Here is a 17,196-nt window from a genome sequence, read left to right as displayed (position 1 = left end):
CTGCGTGTCAATCTTCCAAAGATGACCCATTTAATACCACGCACACCGCTCCCACCGTTCAAAGTTTTTAAATAAAATTAAACACGCCATTAAATATACGATTGGGTAAAATTGTGAAATTAAAAACGCTTTTATTAATAAGCATTGTGGGTATTGGATTAAATGCTTGTCATAGCAATCAAAATATTGTTAAAGACAACCCTTTAAACCCCACCACACAATCCCAACCAGCCAAATTCCAGAAAGAACGCCTGTGCAATTTAATGACATTCTTTATAATGAAAAATATGCCGACATTCAATGTGGTTCGGTATATCAGCCAGTTTGCGTTACCATTCACCAAAATGGACAAACTTTTAAAAAGACTTTCGACAATCAATACCAAAGCATTGGCGTATTAAATGTGGTTGATAGAACAGATGGGAAGTGTGAGTAATTGTTTAAAATAACCATTTTGACAGCAAAAACAAAAAACACACCCTTATTTAAGCGTGTGTTTTTTGTTTAAACAATAATCCCCTCATAAACCGTCAAATATGACACAGGCACGGATTTAATTAGCCAAACGCCATTTTCGGCTTGATAAAATTCATAACCGTCTTGGTGCATTTTTTTGCTGTCAATTTGTAAAATTTGCACTCTGCCGTGTCTTTTACCAACAGCTTTGGCGGTTTTAGTATCGCCTGACAAATGCACATATTGGCGAGACTTAGGCAATAAACCGTCTTTTAAAATGGACGGTATAAATTGATGAGCCGTGCCGTGATACAAAACATCGGGCGGTAAAACAGGCTCAAAATCTCGTTCTACCACCCGCGTTGAATGCCCTTGCACTGCTCGGATTTGGATGTTGTCTTCGGATATTTCAAAGCGTTTTTTGTCATTGGTGGCAACCACTTCATAAAGTTGTTCATAAGTCAATTTAAAACCCAAACTTGTTTTTTGATTGGTGTTTTTGATTAACTCATCAATATAAGCAAAGCCTTGTTTGTCCAAAGTCAGATTAATGGTTTCTGGGCGGTGGCGTAAAATAAGACTTAAAAATTTACTGATTTTTTTGGCTTTTTGTTCGTTTAGTTTCATTTAACTCATTACTTTTTTTATAAATGGTTAATCCAATTCCCAATCATCAGTATCCGTTGCTCTGGCAATTAAATCATATTAAAAATTGTTAAGCCTTTTAATAAGGATTGGGCATATTTTTTGCTTTTTTGGTGTATTGTCCGCAGGAATTTCTTTAAAAAATACTTCAAAACCTTCATTCTAAATTGCTCTGGTACAGCAATTTGACTAACAGGCGTACGATAAATGGCTTGATAAGCTTGAATTATATTCTTTATCACTTAAAGAATCATTAAACATAAAGTACCCATTACACACCCTACCTTACAATCACCCCATTAAGTCGTGGCGAACAGCACCCGAATCATTGTATTTAATCGCATTCTGTCTTGTGGTGAATTGTGTAATTTTAGCGTTTCTTGTACATCGCTATCAAACAAACTCATTAAATCATCTTGGGGTGGTGCAATTCCCAAATTATCTTGTAATCGCTTAATTTTGGGGTTTTGGCGTGCGGGACGAGCCTTACTCATATCCAAACTTTTGTAGCGTTCAAAATCAAAATCTTGCATTATGATAACCCTTTATTTGTTCGTTACTTGGGAAATAGGCGGTAATAATCCTAAAAGTATCGCCCCTTTCGGTATAAACCACCGCCAACAATCTTGCTTGATTGCTCATACCAATGATGATTGTTCTTTGTTCATTGTAATCACCAACATCTTCAAATTCAATGGCACAATAATCAGCAAATACACTCACGACTTCTTCAAAAGTGATTTTGCGTTTATTTAGCACAAGCTCATATTTTGGGTCGTGCCATTCAAAAATCATTCCACCAAATTCAAGAATTGGCATACCTCACCCAATCACTTCCAAGCCACCCATATAACTCACCAATACCTTAGGCACAGTAATTGTCCCATCGGCATTTTGATAATTTTCCATAATGGCAAGCAAAGTCCGCCCCACCGCCAAGCCAGAGCCGTTTAGGGTATGGACAAGCTCGGTTTTTTTGTCCACTTTGGTGCGGGCAAGCATACGCCGTGCCTGAAAGTCGCCACAATTTGAACAGCTAGAAATCTCACGATACGTATTTTGGCTGGGTAGCCACACTTCAATGTCATAAGTTTTGGTGGCACTAAATCCCATATCTTTGGTACATAGCGTTAGCACACGGTAGGGAAGTTCTAACGCCTGCAAAATACTCTCCGCCTGTACGGTCATCTCTTCTAAGGCTTGCATAGAAGTCTCGGCTTTGACAATTTGCACCATTTCCACTTTTTCAAATTGGTGCTGGCGAATAAGCCCCCGTGTATCACGCCCTGCACTCCCTGCCTCACTTCTAAAACACGGCGTGTGGGCGGTCAATTTAATCGGCAACTCGCTTGGCTCAATGACCGTATCTCGCACGGTGTTGGTCAAGGGAATTTCACTCGTTGAAATCAGATAATAATCTTTTTCACGCAAACGGAACAAATCTTCTTCAAATTTGGGTAATTGCCCTGTGCCTTTTAGACTTTCGCTATTGACAATATAAGGCACATACATTTCGGTGTAGCCACGGGCTATGTGGGTGTCCAGCATAAACTGCACCAAGGCACGGTTTAATTTGGCAAGTTGTCCTTTTAAAACGCTAAACCGTGAACCTGTAAGTTTGCTCGCCATTTCAAAGTCTAAGAGTCCCAAGCCTTCGCCCAAATCGGTATGGTCTTTAATCTCAAAATCAAACGCTCGTGGCACGCCAAAGCGACGCACTTCTACATTGTCGTTTTCGTCTTCTCCCACAGGTACAGACTCGTCTGGTAGATTGGGGATTTTTAGGCTCTCACTTTCAATTAGAGCAAGAAGTTCACGCAAGTCGTCTTCACAGCGTTTCATTTCATCGCTGACTTTTGCCATTTGAGCCATCAAGTCATCGGTATTTTGTCCGTTTTTCTTTAACAGACCGATTTCTTTTGCCCCCCTGTTTTTTTGGGCCTGTAAGTTTTCGGTTTCTACTTGCAAAGATTTTCTTTTGTTTTCAAGGTCTTGCCAAAAAGCAATGTCAAGTTCATAACCCCGAGTGGCGAGTTTTGCTTTCAAATTTTCAAGGTCAGAGCGGAGCAGTTTTGGGTCTAGCATTGTGCATTCCTATATTAATGAACCCAAAATATGATACGGTTTTGTAGGGGCGAATTGCAATTCGTCCGTACGGGACAATGGTTTATTTGTATCATTTTTTAAGTTCTTTTGGTATAAAATTTGTTAAATGTCGTCAATTATAACAAATTTTTTGACAAATTCCCATTAGGATTTTTAATGAAAATTTGCCACAATAGTGCTACAATACCCCATCTTATTTTAAGGAGATACAATGAGCAAGCAAAAAGCCCTTTACCCTTATACCATACAGCCTGTCGCTATGGCGATGACCGAGAGCGAATTTAAATCCGCCCAGCTCGCCCTATTTAACAAATCCAGTCAATCCTTTGGGCTTAGCTCCGTCCGCACCAAAGAATGGCTGGTGCTTGGCGTGCTGGCGGTAGCGAGCATTTTGGGCATTATTTTTGTGTCGGGCTATTCTACGATTTTGTTTTGGCTAACTTTGGGACTGTGCATTGGCTATTTAATTGCCCGCACAAAAGGATTGCAATGGTATGCCAAACGAGAATTTGACAAACAGCTCAATGAGATTAAATTACCGCCTGAGCTTAACCAAATGAAATTGGGCGTACAACCACAAGGCTTGGTGATGAACGTACCGATGGCGAGCGAGCAATTGGAACAAATCCAGTCTGTGAACAAAAAACGTGGACACACCACCCAAGGCTTCACGATGAAAGCCGCCCCAATGCAACAGGCGATTATCCCTTGGACGGCGGTAACTTCATGGGACGAGACCGATGAGTTTATTTTTGCCATGTTTGAACATCAAGGGCAAAAAGGCTCACAAATTATCCCAAAACGCCTAAAAAACAATCACTTACCGATTGATACCATTATCAAGCATTTGGGCGAGGTTACACCAAAAGGGTTAAAGATGGAAAATGTGGCTTAGGACGTGCCTGCTTTTGGTGTTTGCACTAAAAATGACACGTTTTTTAAGGAAAAACTTAAGGTTGATGGTCATTCCATCAAAAGACCCCTTCAAAACCCTTTGATACACTAAAATATCCCAATAAACCATAAAGTATTACTAACCCTGACTACATTAAACTTGATTGGGGTTAAGAATAACAAACTTTCTGTTAAACGCCGTAAAATAAGAGTGTGTAGAATAAGTCTTATCTTGATTGGTTGTTGTTTGGTCGGGGGGTGTAGTGCGATTGCTCTGAACCACCGCTTATTTTATAAAATTCATTCACTTCCACTTTTTGACCGTTTGGTAATTCGCAAATATTGACTTGTTTGCCGTTCACGGTAGTGGGATTGACAAAACCTTTTTGTTTTAAACAAAACTCGGTGGCAGGGGTAGAAATACCAACCATTTGCACGCTTTGCGGTTCAAGATGTACCGAGCAAGCGGTTAGGGTAAAAAGAAGGGTTAGGGGGGAATAAAAGTTTCATAAAGCACCTATTGAGTGGTTGGGTTGATGATTGAAATTGGGTTAATTGTCATTACTGTGATTTGTTTGGGTAAAGTCTTTACTGTCCACCAAATAAAAATAGCCTTTATCATCTATTTTGTAACTATTTTCTTGGGTAGGGTCGCCATCGTGAAAGTCGGTTACTGTGATTTGCTCTTTTGTTAATAGGGAGGTTACTGTCCAATTATGCTCTCTCACACCATCTAAAGCAATTTCTAATACATCAATAATATGACCTTTGTTATCCATGTTGATGAGTTTGGTGGAGAGAATGTCTCTATTTTCTTTAATGGCAACAATCAAACTTTTTATGGTAGGTTGATAATCTACCACACCCAATAAATAAATTTCTTCTGCATTGGGGTAGATGCCTGAAAAATATTTGGCAGTTTTTCTATCTATTTTATTTAAGTTATTATTAAAGCTGATATTCACTTCTAAGGGTAAGGATTGATTGGGAATATTAGAAAAGTCCATTTGATGATAGGACGTATCAGATTTTAAAGTAATTTTATAATAACCCATCACTTTTGTTGGATAACCTTGAGATTGAATGGCATATAAGGTATTATCGTCAGCAAAAAATGTATCGTCCAAAAAACATAACGAACTTTGATAATCCAATTTTAAAACATAATTAAAAATGTCATCAAGTTCTATGATTTTAATCCATTCGCCATTGACTTTCTTTTGGATAAAATGGGTGTGGCATTCTTGTCCACCATAATAAGCGGTCATTTTATAATTGCCACTTGGCGATGATAATCCGTCATAATTGGGATTGCCAACGACTTCTGTTGTTTTTCCTGTATTAAGATTAAAACTCATATCGCTAGAATGCCCACCTTCGGCAAGCAAGACATTATCGTCAGGATAATAGGCGATAAAAGACGCATAGGGCTGATGAATACTGCCGCCGTTTTTAAAATGGATGCTTTTTATAATGCCATCAGCTTCTGTGTTTTCTTCAAATTCTACAATGTCTTGTAATAAAGTTTTGGCTTGTTCCAAATCTTTAATCACGGTGGGTGTTGGCTTTTGTTTTTGGGTAAGTTTGTTAAAGGCGGATTGGTATTCTTGTTTGCTGATTTTTTCAATCAATAAAGGATAATCATCAATGGTAAACCCATTATCAAAAATATCACTTGTAATTATTTCTTTTGGCTTATTGGTTTCTTGCTGGATTTCTTTATTGTCTTGGGGTGTAACTTCTATTAAAGGGGCGGTATTTTGTTTGGATTGTGTATTGTTAGATTGAATGGGGTTTGCTGGCTCTTGATGATTGGGGCAAGCAGTAAGCAATAATAGGGCAGTTAGGGGTAAGGCTATTTTCATAAAAACTACCTTATTCATTTAAACTTAATATGAATTTATTGATTGGCGTAAGGTGCGTATTACGCACCATTTTTTTGGTTTATTATTTAAATGGTGCGTAATACATACTTTACGATTACAATTAAGAACGCTTAAATTCTGGCAAATCAATATTTGCCACATCAAAAGGCGTATTGGTATAAAAAGATAAAAAATGATTGGTGGGTTTGCTTAGATTTGCAACCACCTTCCCATTTTCAGCAAATTAAACTTCTTTGCCATATTCAACCTGTTGTTTGACTTGCTCGGTAATGGCAGGGGGTAATAATGCCAATTCTATTATCATCATTTCTCCTTGTTTTAAATTGATGGTGTGTATATGCTTTTATTTCTGCCAATAAAACAGCGATAAAATCCCTGCCGCAATCAGCGGACCGACAGGCACGCCACGCAAAAAAGCCACGCCAAGCACCGTGCCAATGAGTAGCCCTGCAATCACTTGCGGTTCGCTTATCATCAGCTTAACACCCCGTCCGCCCAGATAAGCAACCAAGAGTCCGACCAAAATGGCAATGAGCGATTTTGGACTGACAAAAGATTGCAAAATCGTCTCACTGCTCAATTTACCACTGGCAATCGGGGTAAGCACGCCAATGGTCAAAATCAAAATGCCCAAACTTAGCCCATATTTGTTCACATAGGGCAACAGCACAGCACCAAAAGGGCTGACTTTGATGATGATTAAGAGAGCGGTCGCCAAAACAATCGTATTATTTTGGCTAAACACGCCCAAGCCCAGCAAAATAAACAAAACAATTAAGCTGACATCAAGGTTGGCAAAGTTCGGCATTTTGATAGCTTATTTAGACATTAACCTGCTTATACATTGAAACGGAAATGCATCACATCGCCGTCTTGTACCACATAGGTTTTGCCTTCTAAGCGTGATTTGCCTGCCGAGCTTGCCCCTTTTTCGCCTTGATATTCAATAAAATCATCAAAGGCAATCACTTCGGCGCGGATAAAGCCCCGCTCAAAATCGGTATGAATGACCCCTGCTGCCTGTGGTGCGGTCGCCCCGACAGGCACCGTCCACGCCCGCACTTCTTTGACCCCTGCGGTAAAGTAGGTTTGCATTTTTAGAAGCTCATAGCCTGCCCGAATCACACGGTCAAGCCCCGCTTCCGCCATTCCCAAACTTTCCAAAAATTCTGCCTTTTCGTCTTCGTCAAGCTGGGCGATTTCTGATTCTAGTTGGTTGCAAAGTGGCACGACAATGGCATTGTCATTTTTGGCAAATTCACGCACCGCATCTAGGTGGGGATTATTTTCAAAGCCGTCTTCACTCACATTGGCAATGTACATCACGGGCTTTAAGGTAATTAGCCCGTACGATTTGATGAGTTTTTTCTCATCGTCGTCTAGATTTGCCATTCTAGCAGGTTTGCCATCTGCCAAAAACGGCTCAATTTTTTGGAACACATCAAGCATTGCACGGGCTTCTTTGTCGCCCCCTTTGGCTTTTTTGGAGGCGTTGGTGATGGCACGGGTTACGGCTTCAAGGTCGGCAAGAGCAAGCTCAGTGTTGATAGTCTCAATGTCGGACAAAGGATTGACTTGTCCGTCCACATGAATGACATTGTCGTCATCAAAACAGCGTACCACATGGGCAATGGCGTCCGTTTCACGGATATTTGCCAAAAACTGGTTGCCCATGCCCTCGCCCTTGGATGCCCCTGCCACAAGCCCTGCAATGTCCACAAACTCCATGCTGGTCGGCAGTACTCGCTCGGGCTTTACGATATCGGCAAGCTGTTTTAGGCGTGGGTCTGGCACAGGCACAATGCCTGTGTTTGGGTCTTTGGTACAAAAGGGGAAGTTTTCGGCGGCGATGCCTGCCTTGGTGAGTGCGTTAAACAAGGTGGATTTGCCCACATTAGGCAAGCCCACAATACCACAATTAAAGCCCATGAGTTATCTCTCTGTTAAATTTAAATCTTTTATTATAGCAAAGTTTAGGCGATAAATTAAGCAAAATTTACGTATTTTCAAACCAACGCAGTTCGATTGGTTTGAAGGTTTGCAGCAAATGGTTAATCTATTTTAAAAATTGTGCTAAAATAAAGTATTTCAAATTAATAGAGCAACCGCCATGAGAACAAGCAGATACCAGCTTATTGTCATCCAAGACCAAACAACCGAAACTCATGCTTTAAATAGCAAAAAACCCCTAAAACTTAAAGCCAAGAAAAATACTGTTTATCAAATCATCAATGAAGAAGGCGAGGTTTTGCACAATCCTGTGATGGAAGTGGTAGGCGATGACATTTATGTGTACTTGCCCGAGGATATTAATGCATCTTTGCGTCTTGAAAATTTTCAAGATGCTTTGCCCATCACCGACCTCACCGCCTTAAGTGATTTAAATGCCAGTCTTGCCACAGCAAATACAACAGCAGGCGGTGCTTTGCACTCGTCTTGGCTGGCTGGGCTTTTTGCCACAGGACTTGGAGCAGCCATTTTACACCACAACAAAAGCACAAATAACCAGCCTATTAAAAATATAGATGATAATCATTTCGTTTCAACGCCCGTGCCTGAGCCAACGCCTACACCCACCATTCCGCTTGAAATTACCATCAACGCCATTGACGATGGTGTGATTAACATTGCTGATAAGGCTTTAAACTTTACTTTAACAGGCACGGCAAATTTTGACCCGACCACCACAGAGCAAAAGGTCATTGTTAAAATAGGTGGACAAGACCACCCTGCCACTTTGACGGGCAACACTTGGACGCTTGATGTATCAGGCGAAACCTTAGCCTTTGCCGAAGGTAGTCAGACCTTGACCGCCATTTTGACCGCCAAAGACCACACAGGGACGGACATTACCACCAACGCCACAGGCGGTTATAATGTCGATACCCAAATTGACACGCCTGTGATTACCTTTGACAATCTTGCCAATGACAACATCATCAACCTTGCCGAAAGTGAGCAAAATTTGGTGGTTTCAGGCACGGTAGAAAACGCCAAAGATGGCGACCTTGTCAAAGTCATCATTGGCGGGGTATCGCAAGATGTGCCAGTACAAGGGGGCAAATTTAGCCTAACCGTGGCAGGTTCTACCCTAAAAAATCACACGCAAATTTCTGCAACCGTCATCACCACCGACACCGCAGGCAACCGTGCCACAGGCGATAAAACCCACAGTTATGAAGTGGATACCGTTGCCCCCACGCCCAAAATCACCCTAAACCCAATTACAGGCGATAACCGCATTGACCTAACCGAGAGTGCCAAACCCACAACCACCATTACGGGTAATATTGGCAATTTTGTCAAAACCGATACCAACGAGTTTGTGCTGATTTGCCTATGCTCCACCTGTGCCAATAACAACCAAAAAACCGTAGAAGCCCATCTCAATGACGATGGCACATTCAGTGCCGACATTGCCACGGATGAGCTGACCAAATACGACAGCGTCAGTGCCACCATCAAAAGCACCGACAAAGCAGGCAACCAAGGCGAAGACAGTGCCAGCCAAACTTATACCGCTGAAAAACCTGTAACACTATCACCTACCACCCCTGCCATTACCCTAAATCCGATTGCAGGCGACAACATTGTCAATGTTGCCGAGTTTAATTATGGCAGTGCCAATCTCAACATTGCCATTACAGGTAAGATTGAGCGGGCGGAAGTGGCAACTTCTACGGTCAAATTGGAATTTTATAAAGCAGGCGTGCTTGCCAAAACCGTGGATGCCGAGCTTGGGGCTGATGGCGTTTATACTTATCGCATTAGCGGGGCGGAACTTCACCGCTCTTATGACACCGTCAAGGCGATTTTGACCACAGGCGGGCAAAGTTACGACCACAGCCAAAGCTATAAGGCAGCCGCTTTCTCGCCAAAATGGGGCAATCCCGCCCTTGTGCCGACCGCCGTTTCTGACGACAATGTCATTGACCAAAACGACACTTGGCACGACACTACCACCATTACAGGCACTTTTAATGCCATTAGAAATACGCTGACCGCCCAAGGCATTGAAAATGCGGTGGACATTACCGTAACCGTGAATGGCAAGCCTTATGCGACCACCGTGACGGGGCAAACAGGCACCTTTACACTCAATGTCAAAACTGCCGACCTACTTGCCGACACCGACAAAGTTGCCGACATCTCCGCCTATTTGTACGACAACGCAGACAACAACGCAGGCGGTGCAATCCGTGCCACGCTTGGCTATACGGTCAATGATAAGCACATTAATCAGCCAATTGTTACCGTCAATCCAATTGACAACATTAACCTTGCCTACCAAACCGCCAACCCAAGCACCACCTTGATAGGTTCGTTCGAGCTTGATGGCGATGTGGCTCTTGCCAATGCTCCTTTGACGGTTGAAATTGGCGGACAAAGTTTTACCGCCCAAAAAACCGTAACCAGCTCTGGCAATGGGCAAAAAACCATTGGCACTTGGACACTTGATGTGCCAACACAAACTTTGATTGACGCAAATGGCAACCTAACCGCCAAACTCTCCGCCACCGACCACACAGGCAACCAAGCCCAAGCAAACACGCCTGCCACTTATAAGGTAGACGTCAATGCCCCAAGCGTGGAAGTCAAACTAAACGCCATTACAGGCGACAATGCCATTACGCCTAATGAGATTGCCGATACCTTTACCATCACAGGCACGGTAACAGGCGAATTTGTGGCAAGTGATAAAGTGACGCTAAACATTGGCAACGAAACTTATAGCCTTGATGTGGTGGGTGGGCAGTTTAGCCAAACCGTGCCAAAAGCGGTGATTTTGGCAAATACAGCTATCAACGCCACTTTAACCACACAAGATGAGCTTGGCAATACAGGCTTTGATGACGACAGCCTAATTTATAATGTTACTGCCCAAGATATTAAGATAGAGCTTGACCCAATTACCACCGACAACCTTATCAATGTCAGCGAACAATCCACGTCCATTGATGTCTCAGGCAAGGTAACAGGGGCAGACGCTAAGGCAGGACAAACGGTGGAAATTAAAGTAGGCGAGCATACATTTACCGCCACCGTTGGCACGGATTTGACCTTTAAAACAGCGATTGACGGGCAACTGCTTGCCAAACACCAAGGCTACACCTTGTCCGCCCAAGTGCTTGAAAATGGGAAATTTTTGGCGTCCAATACCCACAATTATGATGTGCAAAACGATGTCTCAGCCAGCATTAAAATTACCGCCATTGGCGACAATACCAGCGACAATGGCATAGCAGACGGCTTTGGTTCGGTGCGTGTGGCAGGTAAATTAAACCTAAACGACAGCATTTTTGGGCAGGGTTATAATGCCGATGCAATTAAGGCGGTGGTAATTGACATTGGCGACAAGTCCTATATCGCAGGTTTTGACCAAAAAACATTTGCCTTTCACCTAGATTTGAGCAAAGCAGACTACCAAGCGCTCAATGGTCAGCCCATCAAACATCGCTTTATTGCCGATGGCAATATTCAATATTTGACAGGCACCGACACCGCCAAAACCATTCGCCAAAGCAGTGCCAAATCCACGCTTGCCGAAGAAGAATTGAGCAAAATTCGTATTGACTGGGACAACACCTACATCCAAACCCAAGACAACACCACCCTGCTAAATGTTGGCACTCACAGCACAGACATTTGGGGCATTGTGTCTGGCACCGCCCAAATTGGCGATGTGGTAACCGCCAAAGTTGGCAACCAAAGCTATCAAACCAAAGTGTTGGCAGATAAGACCTTTAAACTAAGTGTGGACAGCCAAGCACTGTTGACCGCCAACGGTCAAATCACAGCAAGCCTTAACACGCAAGACTTAGAAAAAAATATCATCAGCGTATCCGACACTGCCCGCTTTGAACAAACAACAACTTCTACAGGTGAATTTGTCAATCAACACACACCTGTTGATACTCGCAATGTACAACATTCTGCTGATAATTACAATTTTGCTTATATGATTGATACGGTTGCCACCAAAAGCACAGGCGGCTTTTTGAGCTACAAACATACACCATTTGGTGGTTTTAGCTCTGATGGCAGTCCCACCAAAATCAAATACTATTTTGGTCAAGAAAAAGACTATGTCGCAGACTGGAGTTATCAAGGCAAAGCATTTGTAGCCAAGGATTCCACCAAAAATTTTACCGACAATCTAAAAACCACCGTACGCAATATCTTGGCAGAATATGAAGCGGTTGCCAACATTGAATTTGTGGAAGTGGGCAGTTATCAAGAAGTTGGCAGTGGTGGGATTAACTTTATTTATGGCGATACAATTGGACCGTTTGCTAGTAGTGGGGCGTTTGCTTATGAAGGTGGCAATGTTGTCTTTGATGTTGCCAACTTTAGCGACAATCCAAACCCCAGCAACTACCACAAATATCTGGCATTACACGAAATTTTCCACACTTTTGCAGGCAAACACACCGACAGCAGATTTACCCAGCTTGGTTTTGCCACGCCAGAAGACCGCACTTCTGAATTTTCTATTATGTCCTATCGTCCCACTTACCAGACAGGGCGAGACAATGGCACCTTGTCCATCTATGATGTGATGTATATGCACTATCGCTTTGGTGTTGCCAAAACAATAGGAGTGGGCGATACTGTTTATGGTTTTAATCATTATACTTCCGCTACCCAAAATGGTACCATCTATATCGCTGATGCCAGTGGCGTGGATACTTTTGACGCTTCGCACGAAAACACAGGCGTTACTGTCAATTTAACCCCTGGTTCTTGGATTTATCATACTAACAAATTCTCAGACACCTTTATCAACAAAAACAAAACCACCATCAGCGACAATGCCACCTATTTCTTTGAGCAAGATTTGACAGGGGTGGAACTTAAAGGGCAAATCCGCAATCACACCCACGCTGAACGAGTGACAGGACAAGGCTTTATTGGCTATGGCACGCAAATTGAACACCTAAAAGGTTCAAACTTTGCCGATGTCTTAACAGGCAACAATGCAAATAACAACATCTTTGGTAATGACGGCGATGATATCATTTATGGCGGGCTTGGCGATGATTATCTGGATGGCGGTCAAGGGGCGGACACGCTGATTGGCGGTCAAGGCAATGACAGCTATGTCATTGACAACGCAGGCGATAGCATTACCGAGCTTGCAGGCGAAGGCACAGATACGGTGTACAGTTATATCAATTATAGCTTAATTGATAATTTAGAACACCTAACTCTGCTTGGCGCAGACAACCTAACCGCCACAGGCAATAGCGAAAATAATACCCTGATTGGCAACAGCGGTAACAACACCTTGATTGGCGGTGCAGGTGATGACACCCTAGACGGTGGGCGTGGCAGTGACGCCTTGACAGGTGGCAATGGGGCGGATTATTTTAGATTTAGCACCCTACTTGATGGCTCGGTAGACACCATCACCGACTTTGATGTCGCCAGTGACAAAATCGTCCTTGATGACGCCATCTTTACCGCTTTGGCAGGTCAAACAACTGTGGGCGACTTTATCAAATACGACAGCACGACAGGCGATTTGAGCTATGATGCGGACGGTACTGGTGTGGTCAATGCCATTGTCTTTGCCAACCTTGGCGCGGGACTTAATGAAAATCAAATCCAATATCAGATTATTTAATCCGATAAAGGTAAATTTGGGGAATGCAAATGCATTCCCCAAATTTTTTTAACACAACGCTCCAACCTTCAAAACACACCGCCAAACAAGCATGGTTGCAAAATCCCATCATTGCAGATGACCAGTCATACTTTAATACTTACATCATGCAATTACAATTAATAATTAATTTTATTTAAAAAAATTTATTTTTCATTTAAAATTCAAATTATAAAAATAATGATTATTTGCTTAACATTTTAAGCCCTTTTTGTTATTATGGTATTTGTTAGCACAGGCTATCATTTTTACAACCCAGTAGGAGAGAAAATTTATGAGCACCAATCAAATCGGTCTTGAAAAAGCAGAACTTACCCCCGTCATCAAAGCCCTAAACGCCCTACTGTCTAGCTACCATCTGTTTTACATCAACGTACGTGGCTATCACTGGAACGTCAAAGGCGAGCATTTTTTTACCCTGCACCCAAAATTTGAAGAGCTGTACACCGAGCTACAACTACAAATTGACGAAATCGCTGAACGCATTCTAACCCTAGGTGGCACGCCATTACACGCATATAGCGATTTTGCCGAGCGTTCTAGTATCAAAGAAAACAAAGGCGTGTTTGATGGTCGTGGCTGTGTAGAAGGCGTGGTTAAGGGCTTGCAAACACTTATCGAAGAGCAACGAGCCGTTGCTGAGCTTGCCGAAGAAGCATCCGACCAAGGCACGTCCGACATCGTAACAGGCTACGTCCAAGCCCAAGAAAAAGAAATTTGGATGTATAACGCCTTTTTGGGCTAATCCAATCATCTACCCCATCATTCAACCCAAATAAAAAGCCCTTAACTTTGATTAAGGGCTTTTGCCATGCCTGTTTATAAAAGTGAATAACAACATCAGCCAAACGCCGGCACACGCTTAGGAATGGCACTCAAAAATTCATTTCGTGCTTGATTGTCCGTCTCATACACCCCAAGCATACAGGTGGTGCGGGTGGTGGACTGTTGTTTGCCCACGCCACGCATCATCATGCACATATGGCTTGCGTCCATGACGACTGCCACACCACGACAGTCTGTGAGTTCATGGATGGCTTGGGCGACTTGTTTGGTTAGGTTTTCTTGGATTTGTAGGCGTTTGGCATACATGTCAACAATGCGAGCCAGTTTGGATAAGCCTAGCACCTTACCATTTGGCAGATAACCGATGTGTGCCACACCAAAAAACGGCAAAATATGATGCTCGCATAACGAATAAAATTCAATGTTTTGCACAAGCACCAAATCAGCATTATCACTGGCAAAAATGGCATCATTGGCAACCGTATGCAGGTCTTGATGATAGCCTGCCGTCAAGTCCCGAAAGGCTTTGGCGGCACGCATGGGCGTATCAAGCAGTCCTTCACGGCTTAGGTTTTCGCCACTGGCAGAGATGATATTGGCGTAGTTCTGGGCGGTGGCTTCTACATCAAAAGAAAAGGCGGAAGTGGCGTGGCTGTTGCAATGTTGGCACATGGTATTATCAAATAAAAATAAACGTGATATTATAGCGAAAAAGACCAGATTTGCCAAATGGTTTATGTGCTTTGCGGTGTCAATGGGTTATAATTTTTGCTTTTTAAAATACCCTTTTAAAACAACCAAATTAAAACAAATGGCGATTTCATTAAAAGTTTACAATCGTTCCTAAATTTTCCCCATTTGCCAAAATCTGTGGTATAATGCTAACAATTTTAACTAAATGCGTGGAGCGACTGATGTTATTAAAAGGTCAACGATTTGTGGTAACGGGCATTGCCAGTAAGCTGTCGATTGCGTGGGCGATTGCCGAATGCTTGCACCGTGAGGGGGCAGAGCTGATTTTGACTTACCCCAATGACAAAATCAAAAAACGGGTGGATATGGCGGCCGAGACTTTTGGGGCGGTGGCGGTGTTGCCTTGCGATGTTAGCTCGGACGATGAGATTGCCAAATGCTTTGATGAAGTGGCTCGCATTTGGGACGACGGGGTGAACGGTGTGGTACACGCCATTGGTTTTGCCCCCGCCGAGCAGTTGGACGGCGACTTTACGGACGCCACGACCCGTGAAGGCTTTGCCATTGCTCATGATGTTTCCAGTTATAGCTTTGTGGCACTTGCCAAAGCCAGTCGTACACTCCTTGCCAAACGTCAAGGTTCACTACTTACTTTGACTTATGAAGGCAGCATTTCTGTATTGCCAAATTATAACGTCATGGGACTTGCCAAAGCCAGCCTAGAATCATCGGTGCGTTATTTGGCAAGCTCGCTTGGCAAAGAAGGTATTCGTGTCAATGCCATTAGTGCAGGTCCGATTCGCACGCTTGCCGCCAGTGGCATCAAGTCATTCCGCAAAATGCTGGACGTTACCGAAAAAGTAACGCCCCTACAACGCAATGTTAATCAAATGGAAGTGGGTAACGCCGCCTTATTCCTGCTATCGCCTTGGGCGAGCGGTATTACAGGCGAGATTTTGTTTGTGGACGCAGGGTTTAATACTGTCGGACTAAGCAGTGAGCTTATGGAGCTGGTGGCGGACGATACCGAGTAAGGCACGCCCAAGGTTTGTAAAATTTTGTAACATTTTAACAGCACACAATCAAGCACGTCTTGTGTTGTGTGCTTTTATTTTTGTCCAAAGTTTTGTAAACTAATTGGTTTGTTATCACTCATTTATCGTTCATGCAAAACCAACTTCCCACTTGGGTACTGTGTGGGGCGGTGGTGCTGGCATTTAGTGCTGGCATTTTGAACACAACCGCACTCATGGGGTTTACCCACGTTTCGGCATCACACGTTACGGGCAACATCAGCCTGCTGGCGGTAACGTCCTTTCATCATGACTGGGAAAACCTGTGGCTACTGCTCGTGTCGGTGGGCTCGTTTTGGCTTGGCTCGGTGCTAAGTGGCATGATTATCGGGGGCAGTGAGCTCCACATCAAACGTCATTATGGCTATGCCATGTACCTAGAATTTGTCCTGCTCTGTGGCAGTCTGTGGCTGTATCTATCGGGCAACGACTACGGGCAAATGCTCATCGCCATGGCGTGTGGACTACAAAACTCCATGGTGGCAACCTATCACGGGGCGGTGGTGCGTACCACGCATCTGACAGGGGTAACGTCCGATTTGGGGGCGACGGTGGGGCATTGGCTTGTGGGGCGAAAGGTCAGCCTTGCCAAAGTGGTGCTACAAAGTGCGTTATGGTGGGGATTTTTTGGCGGTGGTTTGGTGGCGGTGTGGCTGTATGCCAAATATGGCTATTGGTCAATGCTCCTACCCATTACCATTATTTTTCTGTCAGCAATCAGTTATGTGCATATGGAAAAATGGTTTCACCGCTCCGAGCGTATGATTAAATTTATGATAATAAAACGCAAAAGAAAAAGATAGGGCAGAGATTATTATTGGTAGGGTTTTGAAAATATTGGGGAAATTTTAATATCAATGGTTATAACTTTATAATTAAAAATATGATTAATTAAATACTTACAATTTTTAAAATGTATTTTCAAATAAAATACTTGGGCGAATATAATTCGCCCACTACATATCCCAATTTAATAATACCAAATTAAAAT

Annotated in this window: 15 protein-coding genes; 6 read left to right on the top strand and 9 right to left on the bottom strand. The window is 43.0% G+C overall.

Annotated features, from left to right (window positions below; genetic code table 11):
• The first annotated feature begins 113 nt into the window (after window positions 1–113).
• Window positions 114–401, top strand: a complete 288-nt coding sequence (locus K941_RS0103205) for a hypothetical protein (RefSeq protein WP_029102476.1) — start codon at window positions 114–116, stop codon at window positions 399–401.
• A gap of 103 nt (window positions 402–504) precedes the next feature.
• Here K941_RS0103205 and K941_RS0103200 read toward each other — a convergent pair whose 3' ends face one another.
• From K941_RS0103200 to serS, 4 genes are all read right to left on the bottom strand, one after another.
• The gene (locus tag K941_RS0103200; RefSeq protein WP_029102475.1) at window positions 505–1,083 is read right to left on the bottom strand and encodes an RNA 2'-phosphotransferase; all 579 of its coding nucleotides are present in this window, start codon (window positions 1,081–1,083) and stop codon (window positions 505–507) included.
• 317 nt (window positions 1,084–1,400) lie between these two features.
• Window positions 1,401–1,634, bottom strand: a complete 234-nt coding sequence (locus K941_RS0103195) for a hypothetical protein (protein ID WP_029102474.1) — start codon at window positions 1,632–1,634, stop codon at window positions 1,401–1,403.
• Window positions 1,621–1,920 carry a BrnT family toxin gene (locus tag K941_RS0103190; RefSeq protein ID WP_029102473.1) on the bottom strand — a complete coding sequence of 100 codons (300 nt, stop codon included), beginning with the start codon at window positions 1,918–1,920 and terminating at the stop codon, window positions 1,621–1,623. Before K941_RS0103190 ends, K941_RS0103195 begins: the two co-directional genes overlap by 14 nt.
• Window positions 1,921–1,923: 3 nt before the next feature.
• Window positions 1,924–3,186, bottom strand: a complete 1,263-nt coding sequence (serS, locus tag K941_RS0103185; protein ID WP_029102472.1) for a serine--tRNA ligase — start codon at window positions 3,184–3,186, stop codon at window positions 1,924–1,926.
• A gap of 232 nt (window positions 3,187–3,418) precedes the next feature.
• On the opposite strand from serS, the gene K941_RS0103180 reads away from it, so the two are divergent.
• Window positions 3,419–4,102: a YcxB family protein gene (locus K941_RS0103180; protein ID WP_029102471.1), complete on the top strand. Its 684-nt coding sequence runs from the start codon at window positions 3,419–3,421 to the stop codon at window positions 4,100–4,102.
• 226 nt (window positions 4,103–4,328) lie between these two features.
• Here K941_RS0103180 and K941_RS14575 read toward each other — a convergent pair whose 3' ends face one another.
• From K941_RS14575 to ychF, 4 genes are all read right to left on the bottom strand, one after another.
• Window positions 4,329–4,532, bottom strand: a complete 204-nt coding sequence (locus K941_RS14575; protein WP_051225831.1) for a DUF333 domain-containing protein — start codon at window positions 4,530–4,532, stop codon at window positions 4,329–4,331.
• Between the two features lie 120 nt (window positions 4,533–4,652).
• On the bottom strand, window positions 4,653–5,966 hold the full coding sequence (locus tag K941_RS0103170) for a hypothetical protein (RefSeq protein WP_029102470.1): 1,314 nt from the start codon (window positions 5,964–5,966) through the stop codon (window positions 4,653–4,655).
• A 364-nt stretch (window positions 5,967–6,330) separates the two neighbouring features.
• Window positions 6,331–6,795: a DUF441 domain-containing protein gene (locus K941_RS0103155; protein WP_029102469.1), complete on the bottom strand. Its 465-nt coding sequence runs from the start codon at window positions 6,793–6,795 to the stop codon at window positions 6,331–6,333.
• Between the two features lie 29 nt (window positions 6,796–6,824).
• Complete coding sequence (gene ychF, locus K941_RS0103150) at window positions 6,825–7,916, bottom strand: redox-regulated ATPase YchF (RefSeq protein WP_029102468.1); 1,092 nt, start codon at window positions 7,914–7,916, stop codon at window positions 6,825–6,827.
• Between the two features lie 181 nt (window positions 7,917–8,097).
• On the opposite strand from ychF, the gene K941_RS0103145 reads away from it, so the two are divergent.
• Both K941_RS0103145 and K941_RS0103135 read left to right on the top strand, forming a co-directional pair.
• On the top strand, window positions 8,098–13,614 hold the full coding sequence (locus K941_RS0103145) for an Ig-like domain-containing protein (protein ID WP_029102467.1): 5,517 nt from the start codon (window positions 8,098–8,100) through the stop codon (window positions 13,612–13,614).
• 313 nt (window positions 13,615–13,927) lie between these two features.
• On the top strand, window positions 13,928–14,398 hold the full coding sequence (locus K941_RS0103135) for a Dps family protein (RefSeq protein WP_029102466.1): 471 nt from the start codon (window positions 13,928–13,930) through the stop codon (window positions 14,396–14,398).
• A gap of 95 nt (window positions 14,399–14,493) precedes the next feature.
• Here the strand turns inward: K941_RS0103135 and folE are convergent, their stop codons facing one another.
• Window positions 14,494–15,111 carry a GTP cyclohydrolase I FolE gene (folE, locus tag K941_RS0103130; RefSeq protein WP_029102465.1) on the bottom strand — a complete coding sequence of 206 codons (618 nt, stop codon included), beginning with the start codon at window positions 15,109–15,111 and terminating at the stop codon, window positions 14,494–14,496.
• A gap of 242 nt (window positions 15,112–15,353) precedes the next feature.
• Between folE and K941_RS0103120 the strand changes: the two genes are divergently transcribed.
• Together K941_RS0103120 and K941_RS14570 are read left to right on the top strand one after the other, a co-directional pair.
• Window positions 15,354–16,166: an enoyl-ACP reductase FabI gene (locus K941_RS0103120; protein WP_029102464.1), complete on the top strand. Its 813-nt coding sequence runs from the start codon at window positions 15,354–15,356 to the stop codon at window positions 16,164–16,166.
• A 131-nt stretch (window positions 16,167–16,297) separates the two neighbouring features.
• A complete protein-coding gene (locus K941_RS14570; RefSeq protein ID WP_036387367.1) occupies window positions 16,298–17,008 on the top strand; it encodes a YoaK family protein in 711 nt (236 codons plus the stop codon).
• Window positions 17,009–17,196: the final 188 nt, after the last annotated feature.

It is taken from the genome of Moraxella caprae DSM 19149, assembly GCF_000426885.1.
GTDB lineage: Bacteria > Pseudomonadota > Gammaproteobacteria > Pseudomonadales > Moraxellaceae > Moraxella > Moraxella caprae.
This window is presented reverse-complemented; position numbering and strand designations above follow the sequence as displayed.

Bases quoted from the DNA above. Each gene is read 5' to 3' on its own strand.
- K941_RS0103120 (WP_029102464.1), top strand. From the start codon at position 15,354: ATGTTATTAAAAGGTCAACGATTTGTGGTAACGGGCATTGCCAGTAAG.
- K941_RS0103190 (WP_029102473.1), bottom strand. From the start codon at position 1,920: ATGCCAATTCTTGAATTTGGTGGAATGATTTTTGAATGGCACGACCCA.
- serS (WP_029102472.1), bottom strand. From the start codon at position 3,186: ATGCTAGACCCAAAACTGCTCCGCTCTGACCTTGAAAATTTGAAAGCA.
- folE (WP_029102465.1), bottom strand. From the start codon at position 15,111: ATGTGCCAACATTGCAACAGCCACGCCACTTCCGCCTTTTCTTTTGAT.
- K941_RS0103135 (WP_029102466.1), top strand. From the start codon at position 13,928: ATGAGCACCAATCAAATCGGTCTTGAAAAAGCAGAACTTACCCCCGTC.
- K941_RS0103180 (WP_029102471.1), top strand. From the start codon at position 3,419: ATGAGCAAGCAAAAAGCCCTTTACCCTTATACCATACAGCCTGTCGCT.
- K941_RS0103145 (WP_029102467.1), top strand. From the start codon at position 8,098: ATGAGAACAAGCAGATACCAGCTTATTGTCATCCAAGACCAAACAACC.
- K941_RS0103200 (WP_029102475.1), bottom strand. From the start codon at position 1,083: ATGAAACTAAACGAACAAAAAGCCAAAAAAATCAGTAAATTTTTAAGT.
- K941_RS0103170 (WP_029102470.1), bottom strand. From the start codon at position 5,966: ATGAAAATAGCCTTACCCCTAACTGCCCTATTATTGCTTACTGCTTGC.
- K941_RS14575 (WP_051225831.1), bottom strand. From the start codon at position 4,532: ATGGTTGGTATTTCTACCCCTGCCACCGAGTTTTGTTTAAAACAAAAA.
- K941_RS0103195 (WP_029102474.1), bottom strand. From the start codon at position 1,634: ATGCAAGATTTTGATTTTGAACGCTACAAAAGTTTGGATATGAGTAAG.
- K941_RS14570 (WP_036387367.1), top strand. From the start codon at position 16,298: ATGCAAAACCAACTTCCCACTTGGGTACTGTGTGGGGCGGTGGTGCTG.
- K941_RS0103155 (WP_029102469.1), bottom strand. From the start codon at position 6,795: ATGCCGAACTTTGCCAACCTTGATGTCAGCTTAATTGTTTTGTTTATT.
- ychF (WP_029102468.1), bottom strand. From the start codon at position 7,916: ATGGGCTTTAATTGTGGTATTGTGGGCTTGCCTAATGTGGGCAAATCC.